This is a genomic window from Bradyrhizobium japonicum USDA 6 (genome assembly GCF_000284375.1).
Classification (GTDB): domain Bacteria; phylum Pseudomonadota; class Alphaproteobacteria; order Rhizobiales; family Xanthobacteraceae; genus Bradyrhizobium; species Bradyrhizobium japonicum.
The window spans coordinates 7,592,369-7,610,817 of the sequence record NC_017249.1; the positions used below are offsets into that span (position 1 = coordinate 7,592,369).

The 18,449-nt window shown below is 65.9% G+C and carries 16 protein-coding genes; 9 read left to right on the forward strand and 7 right to left on the reverse strand.

The window, feature by feature from the left end; genetic code table 11:
• Nucleotides 1-220 precede the first annotated feature (220 nt).
• From BJ6T_RS35465 to BJ6T_RS35490, 6 genes are all read left to right on the forward strand, one after another.
• Nucleotides 221-1,219 carry an AAA family ATPase gene (locus BJ6T_RS35465; protein WP_014497412.1) on the forward strand — a complete coding sequence of 333 codons (999 nt, stop codon included), beginning with the start codon at nucleotides 221-223 and terminating at the stop codon, nucleotides 1,217-1,219.
• Nucleotides 1,219-2,163, forward strand: coding sequence for a DUF58 domain-containing protein (locus tag BJ6T_RS35470; protein WP_014497413.1), 945 nt, complete (start codon nucleotides 1,219-1,221; stop codon nucleotides 2,161-2,163). Before BJ6T_RS35465 ends, BJ6T_RS35470 begins: the two co-directional genes overlap by 1 nt.
• Nucleotides 2,160-4,973, forward strand: a complete 2,814-nt coding sequence (locus BJ6T_RS35475; protein WP_014497414.1) for a DUF4159 domain-containing protein — start codon at nucleotides 2,160-2,162, stop codon at nucleotides 4,971-4,973. The genes BJ6T_RS35470 and BJ6T_RS35475 overlap by 4 nt, the downstream gene beginning before the upstream one ends.
• Nucleotides 4,974-5,040: 67 nt before the next feature.
• Nucleotides 5,041-7,104, forward strand: coding sequence for a membrane protein (locus BJ6T_RS35480; RefSeq protein ID WP_014497415.1), 2,064 nt, complete (start codon nucleotides 5,041-5,043; stop codon nucleotides 7,102-7,104).
• 145 nt (nucleotides 7,105-7,249) lie between these two features.
• Nucleotides 7,250-7,654, forward strand: coding sequence for a DUF2946 family protein (locus BJ6T_RS35485; RefSeq protein WP_014497416.1), 405 nt, complete (start codon nucleotides 7,250-7,252; stop codon nucleotides 7,652-7,654).
• A 147-nt stretch (nucleotides 7,655-7,801) separates the two neighbouring features.
• On the forward strand, nucleotides 7,802-10,201 hold the full coding sequence (locus BJ6T_RS35490; RefSeq protein ID WP_014497417.1) for a TonB-dependent receptor: 2,400 nt from the start codon (nucleotides 7,802-7,804) through the stop codon (nucleotides 10,199-10,201).
• A gap of 83 nt (nucleotides 10,202-10,284) precedes the next feature.
• On the opposite strand, the gene BJ6T_RS35495 is transcribed toward BJ6T_RS35490, so the two are convergent.
• The 3 genes from BJ6T_RS35495 to BJ6T_RS35505 all read right to left on the reverse strand — a co-directional run bounded on the left by BJ6T_RS35495 (nucleotide 10,285) and on the right by BJ6T_RS35505 (nucleotide 12,574).
• On the reverse strand, nucleotides 10,285-10,767 hold the full coding sequence (locus BJ6T_RS35495; protein ID WP_028170422.1) for a GNAT family N-acetyltransferase: 483 nt from the start codon (nucleotides 10,765-10,767) through the stop codon (nucleotides 10,285-10,287).
• A gap of 62 nt (nucleotides 10,768-10,829) precedes the next feature.
• Entirely contained in the window at nucleotides 10,830-11,348 is a 519-nt protein-coding gene (locus BJ6T_RS35500) for a GNAT family N-acetyltransferase (RefSeq protein WP_014497419.1), read from the reverse strand.
• 53 nt (nucleotides 11,349-11,401) lie between these two features.
• Entirely contained in the window at nucleotides 11,402-12,574 is a 1,173-nt protein-coding gene (locus BJ6T_RS35505) for a hypothetical protein (RefSeq protein WP_225895104.1), read from the reverse strand.
• A gap of 145 nt (nucleotides 12,575-12,719) precedes the next feature.
• Here BJ6T_RS35505 and BJ6T_RS35510 point away from each other — a divergent pair, with 145 nt between their 5' ends.
• On the forward strand, nucleotides 12,720-13,472 hold the full coding sequence (locus BJ6T_RS35510) for a glycosyltransferase family 2 protein (protein WP_225895105.1): 753 nt from the start codon (nucleotides 12,720-12,722) through the stop codon (nucleotides 13,470-13,472).
• Nucleotides 13,473-13,536: 64 nt separating this feature from the next.
• Nucleotides 13,537-13,914: a DUF2304 domain-containing protein gene (locus BJ6T_RS35515; protein ID WP_014497422.1), complete on the forward strand. Its 378-nt coding sequence runs from the start codon at nucleotides 13,537-13,539 to the stop codon at nucleotides 13,912-13,914.
• Between the two features lie 4 nt (nucleotides 13,915-13,918).
• Here the strand turns inward: BJ6T_RS35515 and BJ6T_RS35520 are convergent, their stop codons facing one another.
• Nucleotides 13,919-14,410 carry an NUDIX domain-containing protein gene (locus BJ6T_RS35520; RefSeq protein WP_014497423.1) on the reverse strand — a complete coding sequence of 164 codons (492 nt, stop codon included), beginning with the start codon at nucleotides 14,408-14,410 and terminating at the stop codon, nucleotides 13,919-13,921.
• A 140-nt stretch (nucleotides 14,411-14,550) separates the two neighbouring features.
• Between BJ6T_RS35520 and BJ6T_RS35525 the strand changes: the two genes are divergently transcribed.
• Nucleotides 14,551-15,432, forward strand: a complete 882-nt coding sequence (locus BJ6T_RS35525; RefSeq protein ID WP_014497424.1) for a metallophosphoesterase family protein — start codon at nucleotides 14,551-14,553, stop codon at nucleotides 15,430-15,432.
• A gap of 47 nt (nucleotides 15,433-15,479) precedes the next feature.
• Here BJ6T_RS35525 and BJ6T_RS35530 read toward each other — a convergent pair whose 3' ends face one another.
• From BJ6T_RS35530 to BJ6T_RS35540, 3 genes are all read right to left on the reverse strand, one after another.
• Nucleotides 15,480-16,034, reverse strand: coding sequence for a hypothetical protein (locus BJ6T_RS35530; RefSeq protein ID WP_014497425.1), 555 nt, complete (start codon nucleotides 16,032-16,034; stop codon nucleotides 15,480-15,482).
• 275 nt (nucleotides 16,035-16,309) lie between these two features.
• Complete coding sequence (locus tag BJ6T_RS35535; protein ID WP_008137787.1) at nucleotides 16,310-16,519, reverse strand: DUF4170 domain-containing protein; 210 nt, start codon at nucleotides 16,517-16,519, stop codon at nucleotides 16,310-16,312.
• Nucleotides 16,520-16,549: 30 nt separating this feature from the next.
• A complete protein-coding gene (locus tag BJ6T_RS35540) occupies nucleotides 16,550-18,184 on the reverse strand; it encodes an isocitrate lyase (protein WP_014497426.1) in 1,635 nt (544 codons plus the stop codon).
• Nucleotides 18,185-18,449 lie beyond the last annotated feature (265 nt).

Here is an 18,449-nt window from a genome sequence, read left to right on the forward strand (position 1 = left end):
ACGTTTTACGTTGTACCCGGGTGCGCGGTTCCACTCCGGATTAGCCCGGTGTGGAGGTCGCCACTTCGTGATGCCCTACATATCCCTAAGCCGATAAGGTGGGGATAGGTTAATTCAACGAATACATGGCCTTCCTGCAAGTCTAGCATAGGGCCCATGTGCGACTTTTGATGACTTGACGACGCAAGCGGGCCGCGTGGCGGACTTAAGGAGCTGACGGATGGCGGAAAGTGTCGAGAAACTGGAAGACGGAATCGTCCGTTCGGCCGAGCAGGTGTCGAGCCAGATCCGCGCGGCGAAAGACGCAATCGCGTCCGTCATCTTCGGCCAGGATCGGGTGATCGAGAACACGCTCGTCACCATCCTCTCCGGCGGTCATGCGCTGCTGATCGGCGTGCCCGGCCTCGCCAAGACCAAGCTGGTCGAGACGCTCGGCGTCACGCTGGGTCTCGACGCCAAGCGCATCCAGTTCACGCCGGATTTGATGCCGTCGGACATTCTCGGTGCTGAAGTGCTCGACGAGAGCACCGCCGGCAAGCGCTCCTTCCGCTTCATCTCCGGTCCCGTGTTCGCGCAGCTCCTGATGGCTGACGAGATCAACCGCGCCAGCCCGCGCACGCAGTCGGCGCTGCTCCAGGCGATGCAGGAGCAGCACATCACCGTCGCCGGCGCGCGTCACGACCTGCCGAAGCCGTTCCACGTGCTCGCCACGCAAAACCCGCTGGAGCAGGAAGGCACCTATCCGCTACCGGAAGCCCAGCTCGACCGCTTCCTGATGGAGATCGACGTCGACTATCCCGATCGCGACGCCGAGCGCCGCATCCTGTTCGAGACCACGGGTGCCGAGGAGACGCTGGCGAGAGGATCGATGAACGCAGAAGCGCTGATCACCGCGCAGCGGCTGATCCGCCGTCTGCCGGTCGGCGATTCCGTGGTGGAGGCGATCCTGTCGCTGGTCCGCTCGGCCCGTCCGGGCGAGGAGAGCGGCGAGACCGGCAAGTTCATCGCCTGGGGTCCCGGCCCGCGCGCCAGCCAATCCTTGATGCTCGCCGTGCGCGCACGCGCGCTGATCGACGGACGCCTGGCGCCCTCGATCGACGACGTGCTCGACCTCGCCGAGCCCATATTGAAGCACCGCATGGCGCTGACGTTCCAGGCGCGCGCCGAAGGCCGCACGATTCCGGACGTGATCAAGCAATTGAAGGCTCGGATCGGTTGATGGCCGCAGACAACGGGCACACAGCGAAGGAGATTATCGCGATCCGACGTGCCGATGGCGAAAGCCGTACGCTCGCCGCTTCGCTGCCACGCCTGGTGCTCGAGGCCCGCCGTATCGCTGCCAACGTCATCCACGGCCTTCACGGGAGGCGCCGTGCCGGTTCCGGTGAGAATTTCTGGCAATACCGCCGCTTCGTCTCCGGCGAGCCGGCGCAGAACGTCGACTGGCGCCGCTCGGCGCGCGACGACCATCTCTATGTCCGCGAGCTTGAATGGGAAGCCTCGCACACGGTGTGGATCTGGCCCGACCGCTCGCCCTCGATGGCGTTCGCCTCCAAGACCGCGCGCGAATCCAAGCTCGAGCGGACGCTGATCGTTGCCTTCGCGCTGGCCGAGCTGCTGGTCTCGGGCGGCGAACGCGTCGGCATTCCCGGACTGATGGCGCCGACCGCGAGCCGCAGCGTCATCGACAAGATGGCGCAGGCGATGCTGCATGACGATACCGACCGGCTGAGCCTGCCGCCGTCCTTCGTGCCTTCCGCGCTCTCCGAGATCATCGTGCTGTCGGATTTCTGGTCGCCGGTCGCGGAGATCAAATCCATGCTCGCGGGCCTGTCCGGCTCCGGCGCGCATGGCACGATGGTGCAAGTGGTCGATCCCGCCGAAGAGTCCTTCCCTTATTCCGGCCGCATCGAGTTCGTCGAGCCCGAGGGCTTCGGCGTGATCACGGCGGGCCGCGCCGAGAGCTGGGCGCAGGACTACACCGCGCGGCTCGCGCTGCACCGCGACCAGATCCGCGCCGAGACCAGCAGGCTAGACTGGCTGTTCACGACCCATGCGACCGACCGCTCCGCCGCCGAGCTCTTGCTGTTCCTGCATGCCGGCATGCAGGTGAGCAAGTCGGGCACCCGCACCACGACGATCAAGGTGGGGCCGGCCGCATGATGGGATTGCCGCTCGCCTTCACCGAACCGCTGCTCCTGATCGGCCTCGTCAGCCTGCCCGTGCTGTGGTGGCTGCTGCGCGTGATGCCGCCGCGGCCGCGCCGGATCGAGTTTCCGCCGACACGCCTGCTGTTCGACATCGCACCTCGCGAAGAGACGCCCTCGCGGACGCCGTGGTGGCTGACCGCGCTGCGGCTCCTGGCTGCAGCCCTCGTCATTTTCGCCGCCGCCGGCCCGATCTGGAATCCGCAAACGGGCGCCGCCGGCAGCAAGGCGCCCCTGATGATCATGTTCGACGACGGCTGGAGCGCCGCATCGCACTGGGATGTCAGGGTCAGGGCCGCCGACGAGCTGATCGCCAACGCCGACAACGACCGCCGCGCCATCGCGCTGGTGCCGCTGTCCGAGCCGAACCGCGACATCACCCTGATGCCGGCGGGTGCGGCGCGCGTCGCACTGCGCCAGCTCGCGCCAAAGCCCTACTCGATCGATCGCGTTGAAACCCTGACCGCGATCGACCGTTTCCTGAAGGCCACCGGCGACTGCGAGATCGCCTGGCTGTCGGATGGCGTCGATACCGGCCGCGGCGAGGACTTCGTGCAAGGCCTTGGCAAGACCATCGGAGATCGCAGCCTGACGGTGTTCGAAGGCGGCACGTCCTCCCCGCTGGCGCTCGTCGCCGCCGAGAACGCCGCCGCCAAGATGACGGTGAAGGTGCTGCGCACCGACAGCGGCATCGCCGTCGGCACCGTGCGCGCGCTGGACCAGAAGTCCTCGCCGATCGGCGAAGCGCGTTATTCGTTCGGCCCGCAAGACAAGGAAACCGAAGCCTCGTTCGACCTTCCGGTCGAGCTGCGCAACGACATCACGCGGCTCGACATATCGGGCGAGCGTTCGGCCGGCGCGGTGCAACTGCTCGACAAGCGGTGGCGCCGCCGCGCCATCGGCATCGTCACCGGCACGACCAGCGAGACCGCGCAGCCGCTGCTGGCCCCGACCTTCTACCTGACCCGTGCGCTGGCGCCGTTCGCCGACGTGCGGCTCGCCGACCGAGGCTCGCCGCAGCAGGGCATCACGCAATTCCTCGACCAGAAGCTGCCGATGATCATCCTCGCCGATGTCGGCACCGTCGCTCCTGAAATCCGCGAGCGCCTCAACGCCTGGATCGACCAGGGCGGCGTGCTGGTGCGCTTCGCCGGACCAAGGCTGGCACAGGCCGAGGACGATCTCGTGCCGGTCAAGCTGCGCAAGGGCGGCCGCACGCTCGGCGGCAGCCTGACCTGGGAGAAGCCGCAGCATCTCGCCGCCTTCGCGGCGAACGGCCCGTTTGCCGGCGTCGCAGTCCCCAAGGACGTTACCGTGAACCGCCAGGTGCTGGCCGAGCCCGACGCGGTGCTCGCCACCAAGAGCTGGGCCTCGCTGGAAGACGGCACGCCGCTCGTCACCGGCGAGCATCGCGGCAAGGGCCTGGTCAGCCTGTTCCACGTCAGCGCCGACATGCGCTGGTCTGACTTGCCGATGTCGGGCACCTTCGTCGAAATGCTGCGCCGGGTCGTCGACATGTCCGGCTACACCGCCAAGCCCGGGCCGGGGGTCGCGGCCGAGGCGAGCACCGAGACCGTGGCGCCGCTGCACATCCTCGACGGCTTCGGCGCATTCGGTCCGCCGCCGGCCACCGCAAAGCCGCTGCCCGCGGATTATCGCGACCGCGCTACGCCCGATCATCCGCCCGGCTTCTATGGTCCGGCAGAAGGACCGCTCGCCGTGAACACGCTCGCAGCTTCCGACCGCATCGCAGCGCTAAACACCACAGGCCTGCGCGCCCGGCACGCGACCTACACCAATGCCGAACCGCGCGACCTGCGCGGCTGGCTGCTGTCGACGGCACTCGCGCTGTTCCTGATCGACGCCATCATCGTCGCAGTGCTCGGCGGCGGGATCGCCGCGCTGCTGCGCCGGCGCGCCGCGACAGCCATGATCGTCGTCGGGCTGGCGCTTGCAGGCCTGGTGTCGCTTGCGCCGGCGCCGTCGCGCGCCGATGGCGCCTCCGACGAGTTCGCCATGAAGGCGGTGTCGCAAACCCGCCTCGCCTATGTCGTCACCGGCAATGCCGACGTCGATTCCATCGTCAAGGCCGGCATGTCCGGTCTGACCCAGTTCCTGGCGCAGCGCACCGCGCTGGAGGCCGGCGATCCCGTCGGCATCGATCCCGGCCGCGACGAGCTTGCCTTCTTCCCGCTGATCTACTGGCCGATCGTGCCGGGCGCGCCCAAGCCGCCGCAGGATGCCATCAACAAGATCGACGCCTACATGAAGCAGGGCGGCACCGTGCTGTTCGACACCCGCGACGCGATCGAAGCGCCGCCCGGCGAGAACGGCGCCGCGCAGACCCCGGGCATGCAGACGCTGCGCGAGATCCTGTCGTCGCTCGACGTGCCCGAGCTCGAGCCGGTGCCGCGCGAGCACGTCCTGACCAAGACTTTTTATCTGCTGCGCGACTTCCCGGGCCGTTTCAGCACCGGCCAGACCTGGGTCGAGGCCCTGCCGCGCGATGAAGATGACGACAGCGCGCAGCGGCCGGCCCGCGGCGGCGACGGCGTCTCGCCGATCATTATCACCTCGAATGACCTGGCCGGCGCCTGGGCGCAGCGGCTCGACGGTCAGTTCATGCTGCCGATGTCCGGCGGCGACGCCCGCCAGCGCGAATTCGCCTACCGCGCCGGCGCCAACATCGTGATGTACACCCTGACCGGCAACTACAAGGCCGACCAGGTGCACGCACCGGCCCTGATCGAACGGTTGGGGCAATGAGCATGATCCGGAAAAGTGGGAACCGGTTTTCCGAGGAGATCATGCTCTCACTGAATAGAAGATCGACATGAATTACGGCATTGCGTTCACGCCGCTTGTTCCCGCGATCGTCCTGTGGCTCGCGCTGGCCGCGATCGTCGTCGTTGCGCTCGTGCTGCTGGTGACGCGTGCGCGCGGCGCAGCCGTGCGCGTCGCCGCGCTGGCGCTGTTCCTGCTGGCGCTCGCCAACCCCTCCTTCACCCGCGAGGACCGCGATCCCCTCACCTCGGTCGCCGCCGTCGTGGTCGACAAGAGCCCGAGCCAGAATTTCGGCAACCGGAATCGCGAAGCCGCGCAAGCGCAGGAAGCGCTGGTCGACAGCCTGAAGAAGATCAAGGGCCTCGAGGTCCGCGTTGTCGACGCCGGACAGGCCGATGGCGAGACTGACGGCACAAAACTGTTCGGGGCGCTGGCCACCGCGCTGTCGGACGTGCCGGTCGATCGCGTCGCCGGCGCGTTCCTGATCACCGACGGCCGGGTCCACGACATCCCGGCCAACACCGCCGGGCTCGGCTTCCAGGCGCCGGTGCACGCGCTGATCACCGGGCAGAAGGACGAGCGCGACCGCCGCATCGCGATCACGGCGGCGCCGCGCTTCGGCATCGTCGGACAGACCCAGACCATCACCTACCGCCTCGACGACCAGGGCGTCGCCGGCGAGCGCGCCAAGGTCACGATCCGCAGGGACGGCGAGGTCCTGGGCGAGCGCACGCTATCGAGCGGCCAGAGCGCGAGCGTCGACGTCGACATCAAGCATGCCGGGCCGAACATCGTCGAGATCGAGGCCTCGCCGCTCGAGAAAGAGCTGACGCCGGTGAACAACCGCGCCGTCGTCGCCATCGACGGCGTGCGCGACAAGCTGCGCGTGCTGCTGGTCTCGGGCGAGCCGCATTCCGGCGAGCGCACCTGGCGCAACCTGCTGAAGTCCGACGCCAGCGTCGACCTCGTGCACTTCACCATTCTGCGTCCGCCGGAGAAGCAGGACGGCACGCCAATCAACGAGCTGTCGCTGATCGCGTTTCCGACCCGCGAGCTGTTCCAGCAGAAGATCAACGAATTCCAGCTGATCATCTTCGATCGCTACGCCCGCCAGGGCGTGCTGCCGATCGCCTATTTCGACAACATCGCGCGCTACGTCCGCGCGGGCGGCGCGGTGCTGGTCTCGGCCGGCCCCGACTATGCCTCCAACACCAGCATCTGGCGCACGCCGCTGGATTCGGTGCTGCCGGCAGAACCCGTCGGCGTGACGGAAAAGCCGTTCTATGCGCATCTGTCGGAGATCGGAAAACGCCATCCGGTGACGCGCGGCCTCGAAGGCTCGGCCTCCGAACCGCCGCGCTGGAGCCGCTTCTTCCGCACCGTCGACACCCGCAATGCGGTCAACCCGCCGGTGATGACGGGCGTCGACGGCAAGCCGCTATTGTTCCTGTCGCGCTTCGGCGAGGGCCGCGTCGCGCTCTTGCTTTCCGACCACATCTGGCTGTGGGCGCGCGGCTATGAAGGTGGCGGTCCGCATCTCGATCTCTTGCGGCGGATGTCGCACTGGCTGATGAAGCAGCCTGACCTCGATGAAGAGGCGCTGCGCCTTCAGGTGCAGGGCAAGGACCTCGTCGTGGTGCGCCAGACGATGTCGGACAGCGTCCAGCCGGTCAGCGTGACCTCGCCGTCCGGCGTGTCGCAGGACCTGACGCTCGCGCCTGCCGATCCCGGCGAGTGGCGCGCCAGCCTGCCGGCCAGCGAGCTCGGCCTGTGGCAGGCGACCGACGGCACGCTGAAGGCGCTGATCAATGTCGGCCCGACCAACCCGAAGGAGTTTTCGGAAGTCACCTCGACGACTGAAACCCTGAAGCCGCTGACGCAGGCGACCGGCGGCAACGCCGTACGCGTGGTCGACGGCACCAGCGTCGAGCTGCCGCGCATCGTGCCGGTGCGTTCGGCGAGCGTCTTCGCCGGCGATGGCTGGATGGGCGTGCGGATGCGCGACGCCAGCGTCGTGAAGGGCGTCGGTGTGCTGCCGATCTTCGCCGGCCTGATCGGCCTGCTGCTGCTGCTCGGTGCGTTCGCCGCCACCTGGGTCCGCGAAGGGCGCTAGTTGCCTGAACGACACATCGCGCGGCCACCCGCGTGAGATCGTCTGACTTCCGTTGACATAAGCTGACCGTTCCTGCGATGTTACATTATAACATCGCAGGAAGCCGAGGGGATCGGCGCCTCGCGATGTGGGGTGGCTTTTCCAGATGAAGTGGTTCCGGTCGAATATCAGGCACGGCGCCCGGCTCGCGTTGTTCGCGATGCTGGTGCAGTTCGCGCTGACGTTCGGCCACAGCCATTGGTTCGCCCAGGCCGCTCCCCTCGCCCAGTCCTTGCTCCAGCAGACCGACAGCGGCGAGAGCATCGCTTCGATCGACCGCGCCGCGGTCCAGAAGCAATCGCCCGCCGGCCCCGACCGGGACCAGCCGGGCGAGGACTATTGCGCGATCTGCGCCGTGGTCGCGATGGCGGGTACCGTCGTATCCGCGACGCCGCCTGTGCTCCTGCTGCCGCAGGCGATCGAGCTGCTTCACCTCACCACCGATGCCGAATTCGTCCATCTGAAATCGGCCGGCACAGCGTTCCAGCCCCGCGCCCCTCCCGCGTCCTGACTTCCAACAGCGCTTGATCACACCCGGCTCGCCGCTTTCAGGCGAACGCACGGGAGCAGTTGAAGTCGAATTCCGTCGCGCTGCGACGGCAGGCCGCCTCCGATCAGCACCAAATCTCGCGGACGGCGCCTGACTGGAATCAGGACCATGTCATTTGAATTGCGACGCGTGCAGCGCCTGGGTGGAGCCAGCCTGCTCCTGCTCGGCGCCGCCGCCACATCGGCGCTCGCCCAAGAGCCGGTACAACAGCCGGTACAACAGCCTGCGCAGGATAAATCATCGACCGAGATTCCCTCCGTCACCGTGACGGCGCCGAGCCCGATCGTGCGCAGGGTGGTGCCGACCCGCAGCCCGGTCCATGTCGCGCGCACCGGACGGTCGCGCAGCCAGCAACGCACGGCGGAGGCAACGCCGGCAGCGCCGGCGACGGCCGTCACGCCCCAGCAGGGCGTGCTGCCGATCGTGACCAACCAGTTCGCCACCGTCACCGTGGTGCCGAACGAGGAGATCCGCCGCGAGGGCGGCGGCCAGCTCGGCGATCTGCTGTTCTCCAAGCCGGGCATCACCGGCTCGAGCTTTGCGCCCGGCGCCTCCAGCCGGCCGGTCATCCGGGGTCTCGACGTCAACCGTGTCGGCATCGTCGAGAACGGCACCAATTCGAACGGCGCATCCGATCTCGGCGAGGATCACTTCGTTCCGGTCGATACGCTCGCAACCAACCAGGTCGAAGTGGTGCGCGGGCCGGCTGCCTTGCGCTATGGATCGACCTCGATCGGCGGCGTCGTCAGCGCCACCAACAACCGGATTCCGGATGCGCTGCCGAGCTGCGGCAGTCAGCCGTTCCAGACCTACGGCATGCCGGTCAAGGCACCGCTCGCAAGCGCCGCGACGACGCCTTGCGTTACCGCCGAGACCCGCAGCGCGTTCAGCTCAGTCGATCGCGGTGTCGAGAGCGGCGTGCTGCTCGACACCGGTGCCGGCAACTTCGCGTTCCATGCCGACGTCTATGGCCGCAACACGACGGATTACGGCATCCCGAGCTACCCCTATTTGACCGACCAGACCCGGCCCGTCGTAAACGGGCGCCAGCCCAATTCGGCGACGCGCACGGACGGTGCCTCGATCGGCGGCTCCTACTTCTTCCAGGGCGGCTATATCGGCGCATCGATCACGCAGAACGACTCGCTCTACCACATCCCCGGCATCGACGGTGCCGACCACAACACACGGATTGACGGCCACCAGACCAAGATCAACATCAAGGGCGAGTACCATCCCGACGCCGCCGCGATCGACGCCATCCGCTTCTGGGCTGGCGCCACGGATTATCGACACAACGAGATCGGCCTTGCCGACCCCGCCGATCCCAACACCGACGGTGTGCGGCAGACCTTCACCAACAAGGAGCAGGAGATCCGCACCGAGGTGCAGCTGATGCCGTTCAACGCGCGCTTCGCCGAAGTGACGACGGCGCTGGGCTTCCAGGTCGGGCATCAAGAACTGACCGCGCCGAGCCCCGACAATCCCGGCACACTGTTCAACGGCCTGTGGGACCCCAACAACAACACCCGCGTTGCCGCTTACGCCTTCAACGAATTCAAGTTCACGGATGCGACGCGAGCCCAGATCGCCGGCCGCATCGAGCATGTCGAGCTGCACGGCACGACGCCGAATTTCCCGGCCGACTACCTACCCGACGGCACGCCGCAGGTGGCGATCGCGCGCAATCCCTCCTTCACGCCGAAGAGCGGCAGCATCGGCCTGTTGCAGGACCTGCCGGGCGGCATGGTCGGCAGCATCACCGCGCAATATGTCGAGCGCGCGCCGAAGGCGGCCGAGCTGTTTTCCCGCGGCGCCCATGACGCGACGGCGACGTTCGACATCGGCAATCCGAACCTCACGATCGAGACGGCTGAGTCAGTCGAGGTTGGACTGCGCAAGGCGACGGGGCCGTTCCGATTCGAGGCGACCGTCTACTACACGCATTTCGACAATTTCATCTTTCGCCGCCTCACCGGCGTGATGTGCGACGACAGCTTCGCGTCCTGCGGCACGCCGGGCGCCGAGTTGAACCAGGCTGTCTATTCGCAAGCCAACGCGAATTTCCGCGGCGGCGAATTCCAGTCCCAGCTCGACGTCGGCGCATTCCAGGGCGGCATCTGGGGCATCGAGAACCAGTTCGACGTGGTCCGCGCCACCTTCACCGACGGCACCAACGTGCCGCGCATTCCGCCCTTGCGGTTGGGCGGCGGCGTGTTCTGGCGCGACGACAACTGGCTGATGCGCGTCAACCTGTTGCACGCCTTCGCGCAGAACAACGTCGCCGTCATCGCGGAGACGCCGACGGCGGGCTACAATCTGCTGAAGGCCGAGGTCAGCTACAAGACCAAGCTCGATCCGCGTCTGTTCGGCGCGCGCGAGATGACGGCCGGCATCGTCGGCAACAATCTCCTCAACGAAAACATCCGCAACTCGGTGTCCTACACCAAGGACGAGGTTCTGATGCCCGGCATCGGCGTTCGGGCGTTCGCCAACTTCAAGTTCTAGCCGCGCTTCAGTCGGGGCCCGCGGGCCCCGGCACCCGCGCGTTGAGTGAACCGTAGCCCGGGTGGCGCGGAGCGAAATCCAGGCTACCGGCTGCGCGTCAGCCGCTTCTCGAAGCGCCATTGATCGACGGGGAACGGCCCGTTCGAGGTGTCCGTCATCATCACGAAGGTGCCGGCGTTGCGCCACCCGCTCTTCTCGTAGAACCGCGCAGCGCGCGCGTTGCCGACGGCGCAGGCCAGCCACGCCAGCTCCACGCCGCGCGCGGCTAGGCGGGCCTCTGCGTCGGAGATCAGCGCCGCGGCCACGCCCGCGCCGTGCGCCTTCGGCGATACGAAGAGCTGATACAATTCGTCAGCCCTGACGGCGCAGAAGCCGAGCGGCGCGCCGGCCGGGCCGACGACGCGGATGTCGGGAAGCATGACCGCCAGCCGATCGCGAAAATTCGGGAGCGTGCGGAGGCGGACCAGTTCTGGCGGCGCAAGCGAGGCATGCGACCCATGCCAGGCATCGTGCCACAGCTGAGCGAGATGATCGACTTCACCGGCATCAACGGGCCGCACCTGCATCATGGATACTCCGCAAGAGGTATCGTAGCCAGGATGGAGCGCAGCACAATCCGCGAACGACCCTACCCCGCCCGCGCCTTGCTCCAGTCGGGCGTGACCTGCCCCGACACGTCCTCGAAAGCGCCGTCGACGAGCTCGAACACCAGCACGCGCGCGGCGTCGACCGGGCCCGGCATGGTGACGCGGCCCTTCGGCACCGGCTTGAAGCCGACGCGGCTGTAATAGGGCTCGTCGCCGACCAGCAGCACCAGGCGGTGGCCTTTCTCCTTGGCGTCCTTCAGCGCGCGCTCCATCAGGAGACGGCCGATGCCGCGGTCGCGGAACGGCGGCTCGACGGTGAGCGGCCCGAGCAGCAGGGCCTGCGTCTCGCCGACCAGCACCGGCAATTGCCTGACCGAGCCGACCAGCAGCGTGCCGATGCGGGCCGTGAAGGACACGTCGAGCAGATGGTCGACGTGCTCGCGAATGCGGTAAGCGCTGAGCACGAAACGGCCGGGGCCGAAGGTGCGCTCGTGCAGTCGTTCGATCGCCTGGGCGTCGCCGGCGGCTTCCGGAAGGATGGTGAGCGAGAGATCGGTCATGTCGGCATGCGTCTTCGAGCGAAGTGGTTTCTGGTTCGCGTCAGGAAAACGCGTCAATGCGAGATGCGGGATAACATCTCAGACGGCCGCGGTCCATCGGCCTCGTGGGCGACAAAACCCTGTGCCGGGCCGCGGCTGAGGACGGCCGCGAACAGCAGCGTCCAGAGCGACAGCATCAGGATCGGGATGACGTAATACTGCGTGAAGACCGGATGCGTGGCAAAGAACGCCAGATTCAGCGCGAGATTGCCCGCCACCAGCAACGCGAGTTTCCTGACGCCGCCAAGGCCGGCGAAACGCCACAACAGCGCGGTCCCGACGCAGGCAATCACGATCAACGGGAACTGGGTGTCGCGGAGATAGGCCTGCAGCACGGCCGGGTCGAGGCTCGGCGGGGCCGTATCCTGGCCGCCATAGGCCGAGACCAGCGGATTGCCCGAGTTGACCAGGTTCGCCGCGAACACCGGCAACAGCCCGACGAGGAACGAAAGGCCGAGCACGAGACCCGAGACGAACGTCTCGCGGCTACGCCAGATCAGGAACGACAATCCGAAGAACAGGAAATAGCCGGCCGACAGAACCACGTTCGCGATCCGAAAGCTCGCGGACAGGCCGAGCAGCACGCCGACGGCAGCGACCATCAGCAGGCGGCGCCGGCCTTCATCAACGAACAGTCTTGCGGTCAACAGACCCGCCAGCGCGCAGACGACCATGGTCGGCGCCATCGAATAGCTCGCCTTGGTCGGATTGATCATGAAGTAGATCGAGAGCGCGCCGAGCAATGCGGCTGATGTCAACGACAGCGGCTCCCGCGCACGCCACAGCCCGTACAGTGCAAAGCCGGCGATGATCAGATTCGCGACGACGTAGAGCGGCACGACCTGGAACCCTTCGGGGAACAGCCCGAGCACGAAGCCCGTTCCCGGCGGCGGCGTCATCACCCTTTTGCTGCCGTCCGCGGTCTGCGTGTGACAGGGCGCCAGGGTCGGCTCGTTCCAGTTCGGATAACCGATACTGCGCAGCTTGGCCGCGAGGTAGCCGTCGGTTTCCCGAGCGAGGCTGGTGTCGAGCCCGTGCCAGCCGAAGCGCTGGAACAGATGCGCCTGCCTGAGATAGCAGATGTCGTCATAGACGCCGCGGCTCTCGCTCCAATGCGAGATCAGCCTGATATTGCTGGCCAGAATTGCCAGAAACACAATTGAAAAAAAGACTTTGACAACTCTCATCGACATTCGCCGGGGCGGCCCCGCACAGCTTGAAATGGCTCGCCGCCTGTACAGGAAAAGCATCGGCAAGTATAGCAAGGGTGGGCAGTCAGGAGGTGAGGCGGACGTGGCCGATATGGGCTTGGGTACGGGTATAAATACGGACTTGGCTTCGACCGACACGTGCCGGGATGGTGCCGCCGCACCGCCGGTCGCGGCGTTGCGGATCCTGCTCGTCATTCCCTGCTTCAACGAGGAGGCCTCAATCGGCGCTCTGCTGAGCGAGATCGCGGCAACCGGCCGTGGCTACCACACCCTGGTCGTCGACGACGGCTCGTCGGACGCGACGGCCGCGGTGGCAAGCTGCCGCTCGCCGGTCGCTCGCCTCGCGCAGAATCTCGGCATCGGCGGCGCCGTGCAGACCGGCATCAAATACGCGGCCCGTCAGGATTTCGATTTCTGCATCCAGATCGACGGCGATGGGCAGCATGATCCGCGCGCCATCGAGATGCTTCTGGACGCCCATCGCAAGGACCCGACCAACATCACCATCGGAAGCCGCTTCATCGACCATGCCGGTTTCTGCTCCACGCGCATGCGGCGCGCCGGCATCAGGTTGATCGTGCTTGCGCTCAACAGTCTTTTCAGAGGCGGCGGCCGCATCACCGATCCGACCAGCGGCATGCGCTTGCTCGACCGTTCCGCCATCGCCTTCTTCGCAAAAGCGTATCCGGCGGATTTTCCGGAGCCGATCTCGCTGGCCTGGGCCATGCGCGCAGGCCTCACCGTCAGCGAAGTTCCGGTCGAGATGCGGGCGCGGGAGACCGGCGTCAGCTCGATCGACGGATTGAAGTCGGCGAGCTACATGATCCGCGTCCTCGGTTATATCCTGCTCGCGCGCCTCGTGAGGGCGTCATGACGCCGAGCGTCCCCGTTCCGATTTGTGGTCTCATCATCTCGTCGAACATTCCGAGGAGGCAGCCGTGACAGATGCCCTTCCAAGTCCGGAGACGATCGTCGTCATCTCCGCCTTTGCGCTGATCTACATGCTGGTGCTGCTGCGCAAGACGCTGCAAGGCAAGTTCGATCTCTATGACTTCCTGATGCTGTCCATGGTGGCGATCATCCCCGCGGGCTTCACGCTGTTTCCGACACTGGCCTATCTCGTCAGCCATCTGACCGGCGTCGTGTTTCCGTTCGTCGTGATGTTCGGCGCCCTGTTCCTGGTGGTGTTCGCGTTCATGCACAACATGACGGCGCGCCTGCACAGGCTGGAGCGGCAGAACTGCGCGCTGATCCAGGAGCAGAGCCTGCTGGCGCTGGAGCTGCAGGCGAAGGAGGGCGGGCAGTCGAGCGGTTGAGCGTTCAGCGCCACGTCGCGGTCAGCGGCTGGCCGTCCAGCACTTCCGCGAGCCTTTGCCGCGTGCCTGACGTGGTGCCCTCGGGCAGCGCCGTGATCGCGAAGAATCCGCATTCGACGATCTCGTGGTTGGGCTGAGGGACGCGATCCTGCCTGAACTGCCTGACCACATAGACCGCGACGTGGTCGCGGCGGGAAACGTGGCTGTTGAGGAAGATGCCGTGCAGCACCGCGTCACCGGTGAGATCGATGTCCCCCTCCTCCTTGAGCTCGCGCCGCATCGCCTGCTCCATGGTCTCGCCAAGATCGACGCCGCCGCCGGGCAGATACCAGCCGGTGATGTAGCTGTGCCTGACCAGGAACACACGGTTCTCGGAATCCAGCACCACGGCGCGGACGCCGAGCGTCATGCCGCGGACAAGCAGGAAATAGGCGTGGAAGATTCGCCGCAGCAGCGGTTCGAATGTCCGTCGGACGCTGTTCAGACGATCCCCCATCAGGCTCCCAAAAAAACTCCCGAGAAAACTCCCGAGGAAACTCCCAAGAAAACTGCCATGAAGCCCGGGTCCGGGCCCCGCTTGCACAGTCCTCGCGACCTTGCCATTACAGCGGACGAATAGCGAGGCAATCGCGCGCCATGGCCCCCTTCACGCTCGCCCATCTGTCCGACCCGCATCTGCCGCCGTTGCCGAAGCCACGGCTGATCGAGCTCGCGGGCAAGCGCGCGCTCGGCTACGTCAACTGGACGCGCAACCGCCACAAGTACCAGCGCCGCGAGGTGCTCGACGCGCTCGTCGCCGACGTCCAGGCGCAGACGCCCGACCACATCGCCGTCACAGGCGATCTCGTCAATCTGGCGCTGGAGGCGGAGTTCGCACCGGCGCGTGCCTGGCTCGACGGCGTCGGTCCGCCCGACCGCGTCACCACCATTCCCGGCAATCACGATGCCTATGTCCGCGCCACCTCTCACCGCTTCGGCGAGACCTTTGCACCCTATCTTGCAGGCGACGACGGCAGCATCGGCTTTCCGGGCGTGCGCCGGCGCGGGCCGCTCGCGCTGATCAGCCTGTCCACGGCGGTGCCGACCCTGCCGCTGATGGCGACGGGCACGCTCGGCCGCGATCAGCTCGCATCCCTCGAAGCGGTCCTCGACCGCCTCGCCGCCGAAGACGCCTTCCGCGTGCTGCTGGTGCATCATCCGCTGAAGTCGGGCGCGCGCCAGAAACGGATGACCGATGCGGCTGCGCTGCTGGCACTGATCAAGCGTCACGGCGTCGAGCTGATCCTGCACGGGCACGACCACATTCATTCGACGATGTGGTTCGAGGGCCCCAACGGCAACATCCCCGCGGTCGGCGTGCCGTCGGCCTCCGCGCTCGCCCACGGGCGCTACCCGGCGGCAGCGTATAATTTGTTCACGATCGAGAAAGACAATTCCGGCTGGCGCTGCGAGCAGACCGTGCGGGGCCTCGGATCCGGATTTCAGATCCGGCAGATCAAGCAGGCAAGGTTGATCTAGTTCGCCGTCATTGGTGAATATCGACAGCAATGACGGCGGAGGGCGTCTCACCAGCTCCGCAGGGCCGCCAGCACGGCGAGGCCGAACAAGGCGGCCGCGCCGAAAATGAATCCGAACACGAACGGCCAGACGCGCGAGCGGCGCGGCGGCTCGGCGGCCACGGGCTTCGGCTCGGGCGGGACCACCATGGCGTGCTCGCGTTCGATCATGCGGCGAGCGACGTAGTCGGTCACGGCTTCGACGATCATTGCGGTGTCGTGCGATTCGGCGAGCACGATGCGGCCGAAGCGGGTGTCCTGGACGAAGCGGTACATCCGCTTGTCGCGCCCCATCATGATGTGTGCGACGACATCGATCCAGAGTCTGGGCGTATCGCCCTGGCTGATACCGCGATCGAACAGGTCGATCTGGTCGGGCACCTGCGCGAACAGGGGATCGAGCGCGTCGTTGAGGATCTCCAGCCGCGCCACCTCCGCGTCGCGCAAATCGACGACCACACCGGTCCGGTCGGCGGCCTCGATCCGTGCGCGCAGCAGCGCGTCGCGCAGCCGCACCGGGCGCGGCTGGCTGGGATGGGTCCCGCTGGTCTCAGGCTCTGACATTGTCGGCCTCGTCCTCGACTTTCCCCCATTAACCTATCAGCAACCAAACCCTCCGCAAAGGGTCCACAATTCCAGAGACTTACGGCGCCCACAGCCGATTGACCTGTACCAAAAACAGACGATCCCACCCGGCTTGCGCCGGATGGGACCCTCCGTCCTTGGACGTTTCTTGATCCGATCGTGATGCGATCACGCATCACGGTCTAATTTTGTTTGAGCCTGATCTTCTCGGAAAACCGGTTTCCACTTTTCCGGATCATGCTCTCAGGCAGCCGTCAGGCCGAGACCCGCGACGGCTCTTCCACGATCGAGAAGCGGACACCGGCCTTGTGGCGGTTCTCTTCCGAGACCGAGCGCCAGGCATCCTCGGCTTCCTTGCGGGTCTTGAACGGACCCTGCACCTGGGCCGAGCCTTCCACGAGCTTGTGGAAGTTCATCGAACCGAACTCGCCGCCGATCACCCAGAAATTGCTGCCTTTGGTCATTGTCAGTCTCCTCTTGGATAGCGTGGTGCGTTAGCCGAACTGGTTCATCGTGTTGTGGGCGCCGCCCGCCTTCAGGGCAGCCTCGCCGGCGAAGTATTCCTTGTGGTCGTCGCCGATGTCGGAGCCGGCCATGTTCTGATGCTTGGCGCAGGCGATGCCCTGGCGGATCTCGGCGCGCTGCACGTTCTTCACGTAGCCGAGCATGCCCTGGTCGCCGAAATATTCCTTCGCCAGATTGTCGGTCGAGAGCGCCGCCGTGTGGTAGGTCGGCAACGTGATCAGGTGATGGAAGATGCCGGCGCGCTTGGCTGAATCGGCCTGGAAGGTGCGGATGCGCTCGTCGGCTTCCTTCGCCAGCGGCGTATCGTCGTATTCCGGCTTCATCAGCTCGGCGCGGTTGTACTTGCTGACGTCCTGGCCGGCTTCCTTCATCGCGTCGTAGACCTGCCAACGGAAGTTGATGGTCCAGTTGAACGACGGCGAGTTGTTGTAGGCCAGCTTCGCGTTCGGAACCACCTTGCGGATCCGGTCGACCATCTTGGCGATCTGCTCGATATGCGGCTTCTCGGTCTCGATCCAGAGCAGGTCGGCGCCGTTCTGGAGCGAGGTGATGCTGTCGAGCACGCAGCGGTCTTCGCCGGTGCCCGGGCGGAACTGATAGAGATTGGACGGCAGCCGCTTCGGACGCATCATCTTGCCGTCGCGGTTGATGATGACATCACCGTTGCGGGCGTTCCCGGCCGTGACTTCCTCGCAATCCAGGAAGCTGTTGTAGAGGTCACCGAGGTCGCCGGGCTTGTGGCTGACGGCGATCTGCTGCGTGAGGCCGGCGCCGAGCGAGTCGGTGCGGGTCACGATGACGCCGTCTTCGACGCCGAGCTCGAGGAAGGCGTGGCGGCAGGCGCGGATCTTCGCGATGAACACCTCGTGCGGCACGGTGACCTTGCCGTCCTGGTGACCGCACTGCTTCTCGTCCGAGACCTGGTTCTCGATCTGCAGCGCGCAGGCGCCCGCTTCGATCATCTTCTTGGCGAGCAGATAGGTCGCCTCGGCGTTGCCGAAGCCGGCGTCGATGTCGGCGATAACAGGCACGACATGGGTCTGGAAGTTGTCGATCTTCTCGATCAGCTCCTTCTCCCTGGTCTTGTCGCCTTCCTTGCGCGCCTTGTCGAGGCTGCGGAAGATGTCGTTCAGCTCGCGCGAGTCGGCTTGACGCAGGAAGGTATAGAGCTCCTCGATCAGGGCGGGCACCGAGGTCTTCTCGTGCATCGACTGGTCGGGCAGCGGCCCGAACTCCGAGCGCAGCGCCGCGATCATCCAGCCGGACAGGTACAGATAGGTGCGGTCGGTCTTGCCGCCGAAGTGCTTCTTGACCGAGATCAGCTTCTGCTGGGCGATGAAGCCGTGCCAGCAGCCCAGTGACTGCGTGTACTTGGTCGGATCGTTGTCATAGGCCGCCATGTCGGCCCGCATCAAAGCCGCGGTGTAGCGGGCGATGTCCAGGCCGGTCTTGAAGCGGTTCTGCAGCCGCATGCGCGCGACGGCCTCGGCCGACACCCCGTTCCAGGTCGGCTGGGTCTTGAGGAGCGCCTGCGCCGCCTCAACCTCGCTCTGATACGAGGCCGGGCCCTGAAGGGTGCTGATGCCACGGGGCTGGTAATTCATCTGCTCGATCCTTTCGCTGATGACAACTCAATTTGTCATCGACATTTTTGACAGTGCATTGCGAAATGCGTGTCATGAGCTAAACGCCAGAAAGCGAAGTTCGTACAGAGGCCTTGTATTTGAATGGTGATGTCATGTAACATCAGAACATGTAATAGATGTTATTTTGTAAATCTTGTAAAGAATATAGGTCAATATGACTGTCCTTGATGCGCCTGTAATTCCCTGGGGAGATCTGAAAATGCCCGCCGAGTCCGATTTCTTC

Bases quoted from the DNA above. Each gene is read 5' to 3' on its own strand.
- BJ6T_RS35465 (WP_014497412.1), top strand. From the start codon at position 221: ATGGCGGAAAGTGTCGAGAAACTGGAAGACGGAATCGTCCGTTCGGCC.
- BJ6T_RS35470 (WP_014497413.1), top strand. From the start codon at position 1,219: ATGGCCGCAGACAACGGGCACACAGCGAAGGAGATTATCGCGATCCGA.
- BJ6T_RS35475 (WP_014497414.1), top strand. From the start codon at position 2,160: ATGATGGGATTGCCGCTCGCCTTCACCGAACCGCTGCTCCTGATCGGC.
- BJ6T_RS35480 (WP_014497415.1), top strand. From the start codon at position 5,041: ATGAATTACGGCATTGCGTTCACGCCGCTTGTTCCCGCGATCGTCCTG.
- BJ6T_RS35485 (WP_014497416.1), top strand. From the start codon at position 7,250: ATGAAGTGGTTCCGGTCGAATATCAGGCACGGCGCCCGGCTCGCGTTG.
- BJ6T_RS35490 (WP_014497417.1), top strand. From the start codon at position 7,802: ATGTCATTTGAATTGCGACGCGTGCAGCGCCTGGGTGGAGCCAGCCTG.
- BJ6T_RS35495 (WP_028170422.1), bottom strand. From the start codon at position 10,767: ATGCAGGTGCGGCCCGTTGATGCCGGTGAAGTCGATCATCTCGCTCAG.
- BJ6T_RS35500 (WP_014497419.1), bottom strand. From the start codon at position 11,348: ATGACCGATCTCTCGCTCACCATCCTTCCGGAAGCCGCCGGCGACGCC.
- BJ6T_RS35505 (WP_225895104.1), bottom strand. From the start codon at position 12,574: ATGAGAGTTGTCAAAGTCTTTTTTTCAATTGTGTTTCTGGCAATTCTG.
- BJ6T_RS35520 (WP_014497423.1), bottom strand. From the start codon at position 14,410: ATGGGGGATCGTCTGAACAGCGTCCGACGGACATTCGAACCGCTGCTG.
- BJ6T_RS35525 (WP_014497424.1), top strand. From the start codon at position 14,551: ATGGCCCCCTTCACGCTCGCCCATCTGTCCGACCCGCATCTGCCGCCG.
- BJ6T_RS35530 (WP_014497425.1), bottom strand. From the start codon at position 16,034: ATGTCAGAGCCTGAGACCAGCGGGACCCATCCCAGCCAGCCGCGCCCG.
- BJ6T_RS35535 (WP_008137787.1), bottom strand. From the start codon at position 16,519: ATGACCAAAGGCAGCAATTTCTGGGTGATCGGCGGCGAGTTCGGTTCG.
- BJ6T_RS35540 (WP_014497426.1), bottom strand. From the start codon at position 18,184: ATGAATTACCAGCCCCGTGGCATCAGCACCCTTCAGGGCCCGGCCTCG.